The organism is Segatella maculosa OT 289 (genome assembly GCF_000243015.1).
Taxonomy (GTDB): domain Bacteria; phylum Bacteroidota; class Bacteroidia; order Bacteroidales; family Bacteroidaceae; genus Prevotella; species Prevotella maculosa.
Genome location: NZ_JH594515.1, coordinates 15,909 through 28,942, shown reverse-complemented (window position 1 = coordinate 28,942; position 13,034 = coordinate 15,909). Strand labels below are relative to the sequence as shown.

At 46.1% G+C, this 13,034-nt stretch carries 8 protein-coding genes and 1 pseudogene; 4 read left to right on the top strand and 5 right to left on the bottom strand.

All coding sequences use genetic code 11. The features are described from left to right. Positions 1 to 912: 912 nt before the first annotated feature. The 4 genes from HMPREF9944_RS12260 to HMPREF9944_RS12245 all read left to right on the top strand — a co-directional run bounded on the left by HMPREF9944_RS12260 (position 913) and on the right by HMPREF9944_RS12245 (position 4,068). Positions 913 to 1,476, top strand: coding sequence for a pilus assembly protein N-terminal domain-containing protein (locus tag HMPREF9944_RS12260; RefSeq protein WP_008566669.1), 564 nt, complete (start codon positions 913 to 915; stop codon positions 1,474 to 1,476). Positions 1,477 to 1,597: 121 nt separating this feature from the next. Then, positions 1,598 to 2,275: a NigD1/NigD2 family lipoprotein gene (locus HMPREF9944_RS12255; protein ID WP_044113744.1), complete on the top strand. Its 678-nt coding sequence runs from the start codon at positions 1,598 to 1,600 to the stop codon at positions 2,273 to 2,275. Between the two features lie 31 nt (positions 2,276 to 2,306). After that, a complete protein-coding gene (locus HMPREF9944_RS12250) occupies positions 2,307 to 2,891 on the top strand; it encodes an RNA polymerase sigma factor (RefSeq protein ID WP_008566666.1) in 585 nt (194 codons plus the stop codon). Continuing rightward, on the top strand, positions 2,872 to 4,068 hold the full coding sequence (locus HMPREF9944_RS12245) for a porin family protein (RefSeq protein WP_008566665.1): 1,197 nt from the start codon (positions 2,872 to 2,874) through the stop codon (positions 4,066 to 4,068). Before HMPREF9944_RS12250 ends, HMPREF9944_RS12245 begins: the two co-directional genes overlap by 20 nt. A gap of 30 nt (positions 4,069 to 4,098) precedes the next feature. On the opposite strand, the pseudogene HMPREF9944_RS13405 reads toward HMPREF9944_RS12245, so the two are convergent. The 5 genes and pseudogenes from HMPREF9944_RS13405 to HMPREF9944_RS12220 form a co-directional block, all read right to left on the bottom strand. Next, positions 4,099 to 4,483 (bottom strand): annotated as a pseudogene (locus tag HMPREF9944_RS13405) (DNA-binding protein). Between the two features lie 160 nt (positions 4,484 to 4,643). Further along, entirely contained in the window at positions 4,644 to 6,830 is a 2,187-nt protein-coding gene (locus tag HMPREF9944_RS12235) for an alpha-galactosidase (protein ID WP_008566664.1), read from the bottom strand. Positions 6,831 to 7,073: 243 nt separating this feature from the next. Next, a complete protein-coding gene (locus HMPREF9944_RS12230; protein WP_155814692.1) occupies positions 7,074 to 7,421 on the bottom strand; it encodes a DUF5018-related domain-containing protein in 348 nt (115 codons plus the stop codon). A gap of 137 nt (positions 7,422 to 7,558) precedes the next feature. Next, positions 7,559 to 9,505: a RagB/SusD family nutrient uptake outer membrane protein gene (locus HMPREF9944_RS12225; protein ID WP_008566662.1), complete on the bottom strand. Its 1,947-nt coding sequence runs from the start codon at positions 9,503 to 9,505 to the stop codon at positions 7,559 to 7,561. A 20-nt stretch (positions 9,506 to 9,525) separates the two neighbouring features. Next, positions 9,526 to 12,885 carry a SusC/RagA family TonB-linked outer membrane protein gene (locus tag HMPREF9944_RS12220; RefSeq protein WP_008566661.1) on the bottom strand — a complete coding sequence of 1,120 codons (3,360 nt, stop codon included), beginning with the start codon at positions 12,883 to 12,885 and terminating at the stop codon, positions 9,526 to 9,528. Positions 12,886 to 13,034: the final 149 nt, after the last annotated feature.

The following is a 13,034-nucleotide window of genomic DNA, read 5'->3' as shown; positions in this document are numbered from 1 at the left end:
CATAAATGCTTTGATATATGATTGGGACATCCCATTGACGGGTATAGGACTTGTACTCGACAAGTATAGGACTTGTGCCCCACGGGTATAGGACTTGTGCCCGACAAGTATAGGACCTGTCACAGTCGTCTGTAATTCCATGTGTATTCACGTCCGTGCTTTCGTGCGAACAACTGCTATGCCTTCCGTCCCCTCATTCCCCCATTCAAACATGCGGAAGCAACTGCATTCAAACGTGCGGACGTCCTGACATTCGGTCTTCCCTAAAACATGGTGCCGTACTTATTGGCGTACGCTTTCTCATACGCCGGTCATTCCATACGACCGTAAGTGTACGCAGTCTTGCTTACGGACTTTCGTGCGTCTGTCTTTATCCGCTTATGAAAGGGCGTCTGTCCGATCGGACTTGCAAAGTAAAGTACTTATGACCAAACTTGTATCGTTTTTCAATCACGTGGCAGCTTGTGGCGTCGTTGTGGCGTCGTTGTGGCGTCGTTCCTGCCGATTTTCGGGTGGATATTCTGCCTAATTTTGCACCCGAGCGACGAGCTCTGTCGGTCGGTGTTCTCCCTGACGGCTTCTGAAGGTAACTTCCTCATCCGTCCGAAGGCGGATGTTTGTGTCCTCAAAGACACAGCAAGATGTCCTTTGAGTAACTCAAAGGCTTTCGGGTAACTCCCGAAAGATGCCCTCTCTACACAAAGAGAGGGAGGGATTTTCTCCGAAGTCGGAAATCCTTTGAAGGGCAGTTCTGCCCATATCAGGGAAATAATCTGATATTAATCAGAAGTTCTTCTTCGAATTAATCTTGATTAACGTACATTAACTTGTTATCAAGCAAGCTATCAGGATTATTGCTTTTAATAAGTGAGTTTAAATCATACTATTAATTTCATAACAATTTAAGAAAAGATGAAAATGAAAACTATTTTCAAGTCAATGGTGACGGCTGTATGCTGTCTTGGTATCGTAATGTGTGTATCTTGCCAGAAAGATGACAAGAACGACAATCCCGGTTTGAGGTTCAGTGTCACTAAGGCGGAAGTTGCACAAGGTGCTTTTGTCAATGTTACTATCGCTAACGGAACGCAGCCATTTACGGCAAAGTCGACAAACGAGAAGGTGGCTACGGTGAAGGTCGATAAAAACACAATGACCATTACAGGTGTTGCGGCAGGTACGGCTTCCGTTATCGTTACGGACAAGAACAAACAGACAGCCACGCTTGCCGTCAAGGTCTTCGTTCCGCTTGCTTTTGACAAGACGAACGTAACCGTCACTGTAGGCAAGGAGGAGGTCGTTGCCATTAAGTCGGGAAAGGCACCATTCGTGGTGAATGTCAAAAATAAGACGATTGCCACAGCCACGGAGAAAGATGGCAAAATCACCATCAAAGGGGTTAAGGCTGGAACAACGACGATAAACGTTCTTGACAAGGATAAGCTGCCGGGAACGATTACGGTTACGGTAAAGTGATTCAAGCTATTCAGGATTAGGGATAAGGGGAGATTTCCTTTGTCGGATACCCCTTATCCCGTCCTTTGAGACTTCATACTACTAACACTTAAATAATATCCTAAAAATGGGAGGACTTACTATGAAACGCTTGTTATTTTATGCTTTTAGTTCTGTGGTTATATTAGGCTCGCTGGCTTTCTATTCCTGCAACAATGATGACGACGCGGATTATTCAGTCTATTATCCGAATGCACTTGTCACCATCAAAACTAACAGTTCCACGGGGCAGGTTTATTTTCAGTTGGACGAATCAACAACCATTTTGCCGGTCAATATGAAGAAATCTCGCTACGGGGACAAGGAACTGCGGGCGCTCACAAACTTCAGAGTGCAAGAGGGGCAGAGCGGACATTACTCAAAAAGTGCGTATGTAAATTGGGTTGATACCATCCTCACCAAGAACATGGCGCAGAGTTTTGGTGCGAAAGACGATGAAAAATACGGAAAGGATCCCGTGGAGATTGTCAAGGACTGGACGACCGTCGTAGAAGACGGCTATATCACACTGCGGTTCCGTACCTATTTCGGTAGCAGAGTGAAGCATGTTGTTAATCTTGTCAAAGGCGATAAACCCTATGAGGTGGTGTTCCATCACAATGCTTTCGGCGATACGGGAGGATTCGTCCGCGACGGGCTGGTGGCATTCCGTCTCAAAGACCTTCCTGACACGCAAGGAAAAGCCGTCGACCTGACCCTGAAGTGGCAATCATTCTCAGGCATGAAGAGTGTCAAGTTCAAATACACCACCCGCAAATAAGCATTCACCGCAGCTCCCTTGAATAACATTGATGAATCTGTTCGGGCACAACAAAGAGCAACATATCCTGAACCTTTTCACGGAAGGCGATGCGGCCGCCATGGATGAACTCTATGCCGAATATGCTGATTATCTTACCCGTATCTGTTCGCGATATATCGAGAATCAAGAGAACCTACGCGATGTGCTTCAGGAAGCTTTCATCAGGATATTTACCCGAATCCGCACCTTCGAGTATCGAGGCAAAGGTTCTTTGAAAGCGTGGCTGACAAAGGTGGTCGTCAACGAATCGCTTTATTTCATCAGGGAGAGTGATGCATGTCTCTTTATAGACGAAGAAGAGGTAAGCCTGCACGATATTGAGGAAGAAAAACCCGACATCGATAGCTTATCCATCACCCAAATAACCGATGCGATACAAAAGCTACCACCCGGCTACAGAACCGTTTTCAACTTACATGTGATAGAGGAGAAAACCCACAAGGAGATTGCAAAGCTGCTGAATATCAAGCCCGACTCCTCCGCTTCACAGTTCCACAAAGCAAGAAATATGCTTGCAAGAATGCTCAAGGCACAACACATAAAGGTTTACGACAATGAAAGAAAAATGGCTTAATGATTTACAGGCGCGTATTCAGAGTGAATACAAGGTGAACCCACCTGAAGGACTCCTCGACGACATCAAGGCCGAGATGCAGCGTCGTGGACTCGCTCCCGAACACGCTGCGGAGCCGAAGGGAAAGGCACTTCGGCTGTGGATTTATCGCGCTGTGTCTGCTGCAGCCGTTGTCGTCATTGGGCTTTACTTGTTCAATATGCCTACTGAAAGGTCGCCGTTGCCTAAGCCTAGCCTGACAGCCATGCTCGCCCCACGGTCAAATACCGTTCCAAATCTTCCAATAGAAACAATACATACAGCACATCCATCGCACGTTGCAAGGATGCACTCATCTCTTCGTGAAAACGCCCCGGCAGCTAATGACTTGATACCGACCGACAGCGAAGCGCTCTCTCGTCCGTCTCAAGCAGTAACCGACACCTCTCAAGCCGTAAAATACAAAACGTGGGAATACCGGCAGCCCGATTACACTCTACACACACAGCCTGCCACTTACCTCGCCCGTTTCAGCGTCGGTCCTTCCTACAGCGGAACCGGCGGAGCGTCAGCCCACTCACAGTCGTCGTTGCTGGCCACGGCCGACCCTTATGGTGACTATTCCCCCGAATTCGCAGGAAACACCAAGCAACGCAATGTTAATGAAACCGAGAAAGTAAAACAGTGCGCCAAGCATCGCCCTGTCGTCAGGTTCGGCCTCGCCGTGAGATATAATATCAGTGAGCGTTGGGCCCTGCAGTCTGGCATCACCTACAGCCGCTTATCTTCCGACTTCAGCTATAAGGTGGCCGATGAGCACTTCGACGTCGAACAAACCTTGCATTATGTCGGCCTGCCCGTCAACGTTAGCTACAGCCTCGTCCGCACGAAGCGGTTCAACATCTACGCCATGGCCGGCGGCGAGATAGAAAAACTCGTTAGGGGGTGGTCGGCACATAAGGGCAGGTTGAAGTCCCTGGCCAATCAAAGCCCCTCTTCCGTCACCGAGCACCGTCCCGTGTTCTCCGCAAATGCCGCCATCGGTGGCGAATATCTGTTTACGGACAAAGTCAGCACCTATGTCGAGCCCGGCCTGAGTTATCATTTCAACAACGGTAGCAATGTGGAGAATGTCTACAAGGACAAGCCTGCCAATTTCAACTTAAATGTAGGCATCAGAGTGGCGTTGAACAACTGATAAAAGTAAAAATAAACACTCGGAAGCCTCCTAATTCCCGTGTTGCTTTATCCCTCCTTTATTTTTCTTCTTTTCTTCCTTCCACTTCGGGTTATCCACCCCTCCACTTGAATCTCCTTGAGTGTCTTGTGCACTGCATCCTTCTAAGTAACGATGACACCCCGCTTCTTCAGTATGACGACCGTTACTTCTTCCTCTTTCTCGATAACTTCGAAGGAATGCTCACCCACAGCAAGAGAATGTCGCTGCAGTTGAACGAGTCGTTCTGTCTCACCACTTCCACCACGATGTTGCGTAGTGTAATGAGTACGTTACTCACGTCGCCCTCACTCAGCGACGTTTCCCTGACGATACACTCCAAGAGCCAGCATTTCAAGAACTTGTCTTGTGACTTCGGTACGGCAGCATAGCCTATCTTTCCTTAGAGCGGTCCTATTTTTATCGGTCGTCCGATTACATTAAATGCAATTATTGGTACTTAAATTTTAATGTTAGATATTATTTATTAAAGCCCTCGTTGAGGACGTATATAAGGAGTCGAGTTGGATATATATATATTAAAGGAGGATTGTGTCTCATTCTGCCGTCAATTCAAATACGTGGCTACTGCCCTGTTGCGCCGTCAACACGTTTAGTCCTATTTTCATCAGATAGTCTCCGCTATAGACTTTCTCGTGGCACTCCATGGTAGATTCCTTGTCGGGCATTAGATTGATTTCTTCTATCCGATACATCTTGTTTGCATCAAGTCCTTGCAGACGCACTTTGCCAAGCGGCTCTCTGAAACGCGGATGAAGATCGTAAACGAACAGCACGGCCTTACGAAAGTCAGGAGCAACATAGTCCACGGACATATGGTTGCTCTCATAGGGCGACAATAGCCGATATTGTGCGCCTTGGAGAATAAGGGGCTTAAGAGTTTGATAGCGGACTGTAGCCGCCTTTGCAAACTGATAGTCGGCAGGAGAAAGTCCTTTGAGGTCGATATCGAAGCCCAATCGGCACATGCAGCTCACGTCCGTACGGAACTTCAGGTTTGCCGAACGGTTCAGGTTTGTGACATGGGCAGCTATGGTGTTGACCGGGAAAAACTTTGACATGTTCCATTGAATGTAGAGGCGTTCGAAAGGGTCGGTATTATCGGAACACCAGAACTCTGTGAAATACTTCAGGGCCTCGTAGTCGCATCGCGCCCCACCACTGGAGCACAACATCATCGGCAGGTCAGGGTACTTGGCTTGGATACGCTTCAAAACGGTGTAGAGACCGCGGACATAGTCGATGAAGAGATTGCCCTGATGGGTTTTGAGCCACGGCGAGTAGGCATTTGTGATGGGACTGTTGCAATCCCACTTGAAGTAAGCAATGTCAGGGTTCTCCGTCAATAGCCTGTCTACAATACCATAAACATAATCCTGTACCTTGGGATTGCTGAGGTCGAGCACCAACTGGTGGCGGAAAAGGTAGGCGTCGCGGTTGGACTGTTCGATGATCCAGTCTCGGTGACGTTCATATAACTCGCTCTGTGGATTAACCATTTCCGGCTCTATCCATAGGCCGAACTTTACTCCTGCGGTCCGTGCGGCCTGTGTCAATGCACCGATACCGCCGGGAAGTTTCTGACGGTTCGGCTGCCAGTCGCCCAAACCTGCACGGTCGTCCTTGCGCGGATGCTTATTACCAAACCAGCCGTCGTCCAACAGAAACATTTCCAATCCTAGGTCTTTGGCATCTTTCATGAGTTCGGCTAGGGATTTTTGGTCGAAATCGAATCCGGTGTTCTCCCAATTATTGAGTAGCGTCATACGGTTTCCCATTCCGTCTTTCACTTGATAACGCCTTGCCCAAGCATGAAGGTTACGGCTTGCCTGCCCGATGCCGTCCTGACTGAACGTAAAGATGAACTCAGGTGTCGTGAAAGTGTCACCAGCTTTCAGTTGATAGTCTGAAGCATATGGGTTGATGGCGGGAATGACACGAAGAATCCCCATGTTGTCAACTTCGAAGGTGAGGCGGAAATTCCCCGTCCACCCGATGGTCCCCAGCATGACCGTTCCTTCGTTTTCCCTTGCAGGATGGTCGAAACCCAATTCAAAGAACGGATTCATCATCATATTGGTCCGCGTTCCGAGTCTTGTGTCTATGATTTTCTTTCCCGGCAGCAATTGCTCCGTCTGTGGTTGTGCCTCCCTTGCCCAGTCGCCCGAATAGCTCGTAAGATAGTATCTGTTGCTGTTGAAGTAGAGCATACAACTGCCGTAACGCCACAGTGTAACAGGGCGCTTTTCCCAATGGCGAATTTCACTCCATGTCTTGATGATGTTTTCCTCTGTGTAGGCTGCTACGTGGAGTATGACTTCTACCGGATATTGGTTGTCGGCAAGGCTGATAACGGTTTCCGTTCCACCGTCAATCGCTTTGCTATAATGGCTTTTATAATAAAGGAAGGTAGCTTGATTACCGTCGGCATGTGTAATGGCCACGGCCGGTTCAAAGAGGTCTTCACTGCCCGAAGCGGGATAGACTTCGTGCCCAATGGCCGGATGCGAGCCGTCGGAACTTGATTTCACTTGCCATGAAAGCTGTTGGAGGTCAGCCTTATGATATAATTTCTTTCCTAAATAAACCTGATAGAGACGCTGGTTGTCTGCTACCTTGAAAATCCAGTCCATACTTTTCGTTTCAATCCGGATATATTTTGAAGCAGCTTGTATGCCCGACATACAGCATAACAGTGAGAGCTTCAATAAGAAATTTTTCATAGTTGGATGGTGTACTAATTATTTTTAACAAACTTAGAGTAAGAATCTCAGATCAGATAACAAATGAAGGGGCAGAAAAAGAATTCTCCCCCCCTTTGTTGTCAGCAAACAAACCTAAATTCAGACATATATAAGTAGGTGTGCTTAGCTGAGTAATCCTGAAATCAACATAATCTTAATCTCTAATATAAAGTCGTATACTTATTTATTATTACTTCCCACGATGTGTGGAGGTATAGTATTTTATTCTAAATGTAAGGTCACTTTCCACTCCTTGGTATTGTCATTGGCCGCTTTTACCACATAGGTGTTGGTCTTCGACCAGTCACCCGGAGTACCAAATGCAGGTGAACTGCTTGCCGGCTTAATGATGGCCGCCGACGAAATACCCACGATGACAACCAAATTGGATGTTGTAACCTTATCTTTCTGTGCAGCAGGGAAGTTCGACGGAATGGATACGGATACTTCACAGGTTCCCGCTTCCTTGTCTATCTGGACCGATTTCAGGGTCAACTGTGCTTGGAGTACTTTCTTGGCTCCACTGATGGGTACTTCCGTATCACCATAGTAGCGGTGGTATACTGCCACAACACTTGTTATATCGTTTCCAGAATAAGTGTCCAAATCTTTGAGATTGCTATTCAAGCACGAGGACATAAGAATCATTGTGCACGTCAGGCACACTATGTTTAAGAACTTTCTCATATTGAATTGTTTCTAAATAATTACCATCCTTGATTTTGTTCATGATCTAACCCATAGGCTTCCCTGGTATTGAGGAACCCTTGTTGGATAGGAAGCAGATAACGTTTCTGCGTAAAATTACGATTGGCACTGCCGGCAACCGTCACCTGTCCTATGAGAACCTTGCGACGATCACGTGAGATTTCAATCTTATAGACGGGGCGGTCTAGGTCATAGACTACATCGCCCGGTGTCCGTCCGTAATTTGCATAACCGCCATATTTTCCCCAGCGCAAATAGCTGAAATAGATGTCTTCTCCTTCACAAGCCATTTCGCATCGGCGCTCACGTATATAGTCTTTCCACGCCTGCTCTTCCGTCGAGGCTGTCGAAGGAGCCAGCCCACCATGAATAGTCCGTGTATGATTCAATGCTTCTACGGCAGCCGACACGTTACCTTTCAGCAGTTCGGCCTCGGCCAGATTCATATAGGCTTCACCTACGCGTGCAAGTACATAATGGAAATCTACTTTTACGTTGTAGAAAGCTCGTGGCTCAAGCTTCTCCAAAGTATTTTTACGCCAATAGTAACCCGTGGCCGTGTTGTACCATCCACCATCTTCCATTTCACGAACGCCTTGCGAGAGATTACCTCCCAAGTTCAGCGTGACAGGAAAGCCCAGCCATGCGGCGCAACTGTCATAAACGATTGTCGCGGCGAAGCGTTTGTCGCGTTTTGAATACATAATGTCAGTCAGGTTGCGCGTAGCACTCGGCTTACATCTTACGTAACGTTGGAAGATGGGGTAGCCCGTTTTAGTCTCCTTAAGGTCCTGTGGTGTCGGGATCCGCCGGCGACTTCCATCCTTACGGGCATACATGTCTACCTGTCCGGCATGTGTCACGGTATTGACATCCACTTCTTCTGCATTATCCTTGAATTGTGACGTTTCATACCAAGGCAGAGCCTTGCCAGTGTTCTCGTCAGTTACCAAATATTGGTCTACCATGTCTTGCGTGGGAAAGTACATCCCCCAAGCTTGGAAAAGCATAACGCCGGTGGTATAGGTTTGGTAGCATTTGGAGTTCTTCATGTCGTCTAATCTTACATTGGGATAAACCCTGATGAGCTCTGCGAAGTTCTCCACCCTTGAGTTTTCCTTTACCCGATAGTAGCCTAAAAGGATTTCCGGATTTGTAGGGTCGCTCTCATTAAACATGCCACCATAGTTTGAAGTCAATGAGATGCCACTGTTTTGAATAACATCCTTGGCAGAGGTTATGGCCTTGTCTAAATATTCTGCCTTTTTTGTGTAGGCATATGCCTGCAAACATGCACGACTCAAGAACACTTCTGCCGCATATTTGGATGCACGGCCAGAGGGGGCAGAGGCTGGTAAGCCATTGACGGCTGCACTTAAGTCGTCAATTACATATTTATAGCTTTCATCCACATTAGCAGTCAATGGCGTTCTGCAAGCAGCAGAATCGCTGATAGAAAGTACTGTCGTCAATGGGACGAAGCGTCCCATCTTCCGTGCCTGGTCAAAGAAAGTCAATCCACGCAAGAAACGTCCTTCGGCAATAAGTTTGGCTTTCTCAGAGTCCTTTAAATTTGAGTTTGTCGCATTGGTTATAATCTTGTTACAACGCCGCAACAGAGAAAATCTGTTAGCTCCAAAATCTGTTGCGTTTGTCACGCCAAGTTCTGTGGCAATTCCATCAATACCTTCGCCACCAACTTGTGAAAACTGCAATCCGTTGGGAGTACGGGCCTCCCATGAAACGCAATTACCACTACCAGCGAGTCCTGTTCCTGTGAGGACAGCTACATAAGTTCCATTTATGAAAGCATCGGCTGTTGAATAACTGTTCCATACGACTTCTTCCGTGAATGAAGAAGATGGATTGGTGTCGAGCGTATCCTTACAAGAAATCATTGATAAGAGTAAGGCGCACGCAGATATATATTCTAAATGTATTTTCATATTTGTCAGCTATTAATAAATCAGAATCCTAAGTTTAAGGTAAAGGCCAAAGTTCGCTCTACAGGATATCCGTAATTCTCGGTTGAAGAGTTTTCCGGATCAAGGCCGTATTTGGTTGCCTGCGAGATGGTAAAGATATTTTGTCCAGAAACACCGACTCTTGCCCGAGTCAACCAGTGAACACGTTTAGCTAAAGAGTATTTCAGATCATATCCGAGCTGGAAGTCTTTCATACGCAGGTAGGCTCCATTTACCAGCCAAAAATCACTATAGATATAATTATTATTGCTATTACGGTTGGTGTTCGACATGAGCCTAGGATAGTGTGCATTCGTGTTATCAGGTTTCCAAGTATCGAGTTGATAGGGGAATTTCGTACTCACAGCACCACTTTGGTCTGTTCTCATGGCAGCACTACCGGGTATGTACATGTCGAATCTAGTGGAGCCTTGGAAGAGCGTACTGAAATAGAATCCTTTATAACTTAGACTGATGTTGATTCCCCATTGCCCTCTTGGAAGCTTGCTCTTGCCTAAACGTCGCATGTCTTCCTCTGTAATGCGACCGTCTCCATTGGCATCCCAATATTTGATATCACCGGCAGTTAGGTTGCCAGAGTTGATGCCTGAAAGAAAAGCTACGCTATTATACACATCTTCTGCACTGCGATAGTAGCCTAAGTTGCGATAAATTACGTCAAAATAGCCTTTATGCTGCTGCCAGCGTTGATAAGGATTCTTGGCAGAACTTTCTCCTTCACGCTCATCAAGTGCCCAAAGTGCATCGAAATGAGTGTAGTTGGCCAATATGTCATACTTAAATGCGCCGATATTGCTACGCCACCCCAGTTGTATTTCGTAGCCTGCGCGCCGACGTTCACTATCAGATTTTATCTTGGGCATACCCACACCAAGTGCCGTACCTAAATAACTCTTTCCTTTCGGAGCGACAAGATATCCTCTAGTAACATAGTAGAAATAGTCGAAAGAGCCATAGAGACGATTTCCGAGTGATGAGAAATCAAAGCCAAAATCAAGCTCACGCGTGGTATACCATGTCAAATCGGGTGAAGCTAAGGCTCCTTCTGCAAATGTCGGAACGTATTTCCCTCCCACAATCTGTCCTTTGGGATTCATAGAATAGGAAGTCATATAGGCCCAACGGCCGGCATCGCTGTCAAGTCCAGTCTCACCATAAGAGCCGCGAAGCTTCAAACTGTTGAATATATTTCGCTCTACAAATGGCTTCATGAATGCTTCTTCCGTTACGACCCAGCCGAGTGAACCGCTGAAGAAGAGCCCCCATCGTTTGTCTTTGCGGAAATAATCGGAACCATCATAACGAAAACTTCCTTCAACGTAATACTTATTTGCATAGTTGTATTTTAATTGTCCAATCCATGCCGCACGCCCCAATTCAATGTCATCTTTACCTCCATTGGTCTGTGCATTGGCATCACCGATTTCCAATTGTGGAATGTTGAAAGTAAAATTCTCACGCTTGGCCCAATAATCTTCGTTCTTCTCATAATATTGTTCATAGCCGAAGAGTGCGGAAATATTGTGATGCCCGAAAGTTTTATCATAACCCACAAAGGCTTGGTTGGTGAAAGCATATCCGGCATTAGACTCGTGTTGGAGCTGTGAAATGCTGGCATATGAAGGCTCTTCTGAATCCCATGCATATGTAGCGGGATCCTTACGCCATGACTTGATGGAGTTATAAAAGAAACGATAATTACTTGATAGGCGTACATACATACCTTTTATCCACGGTAAAGACCAAAGTAATTCTCCCTTTCCATTGACAACATTTTTCTTTGTACGAATGAAACCTGCGTCTTTACTAATCTCTGCAGCAATATTCGTATTTTGGTTATAGAAGAGTCCAAGGTTGTTGTAGGCCGGACTGAACAAGTTTCCGTCATTTACTCCACGAAAGACTTCTCTATAACTTGATATTTTTGAAGTGTAAGGATGATTGACACTCTGCACATAACCGTCAATGCTTGCACTTATTTTTAAACCTATTTCTTGCAGATTTGTCGCTCCTCCGATACGGAAGTTTGTACGCTTCATCCAATGGGTCCCACTGCGATAGAGCGAATTTTGATCGATACGTCCCAAGGAAGCAAAGAAGTTAGTCTTTTCATTTCCACCTGTTATTCTTATCGCATTTTTTATTTGCGGTGCCCATTTGCGCAGTGTGATGTCACGCCAATTCGTGCTGTTATAGTTTTGAGGGTCACTACCGTCTTTTATTTTTTGCATGATTTCATCAGAGAAAATGGGGTCCAAGCCATCATTCTTACGCGCTACATTTGCATAATATGCACGGTCGTAGGCACTGAGTTGCTCCGGCCAGTTGGCAGGCTGAGCCATACTGACATTGAAATCATAATCAACAGAGGTACGACCGGCCTTACCTGTCTTTGTCTGTATTTGAATAATGCCGTTGGAGGCGCGTGAACCATAGATTGCCGTAGCCGAAGCATCTTTCAATATTGACATGCTTTCGATATCTTCAGGTAGGAGATTGGCAAAATCGGTTTGAGAACGGACCACGCCATCAATGACATAGAGTGGAACCTCACCACCTCGAATAGTGATGTAAGGTATAGGATCAATACCGCCGCCACTGGCTTTGATGACGAGACCGGGTGAACGTCCGGCAAGCCCTTGAGTTATATTTGAAACGGGCACATTGGTCAATTCATCTGTCTTGACAGTCGAAACAGATGCAATGAGGTCACGTCTTTTGCTGTTACCATAGCCAATGACAACGATTTCATCCAGATTATGATTATCAGGACTCATTCGTACAGTCATATTGGGCTTGACAGACAACGTCTGAGAGAGATAACCTATGTAGCTAAATTCCAGTGAATGTCCTTTTTCAACCTCTATTTCGAAACGGCCTTCAAGGTTGGTGACGGCACGATTGGTTGTCCCTCGTTCTGAAACAGTGACCCCAATCAAGGGTTCTCCTCCTTCATCAATGATGAGGCCATTCACATGAATGTGATTGGTAGGGAGGGGCGTTTTTTCCAGTTGATGGGACGCAGCTTCTTTTTCTGTAATGGCAATCACCTTGGACGATACAATCTTGTACTTAAGATTTCTACCTACAAGTGCGATGTCTAAGACTTGATTTACCGTACCGTTTGTAACATTCACACTGATGTCTCTACGGCTATCCACCGCAGCACTACGATAAGAGAATCGGTAAGTCGTCTGTTTTTCTACAGCATTGAATACCTGCTTGAGTGAGGCCTTCTGCAAGTGAATACTTACCGTTTGTCCTTGCGCCCACACCGATTGTGTAATAATGGCCAGTAATAATGCCAAAAGACAAATTCTTAGATTTCGGTTTATTTCCATAATCTTAAAGGTTAAATAGTGTTTGTAACAGTCTTTGTCATTTCCGTTTAATATTGGAGACACAAGTGTTACCGAAATATAACCGTAAATAGATCTTTTTTATCTCTCCCCGCAAAGAAAAAGGAACTAAAACACCTCACTCTTGTTAG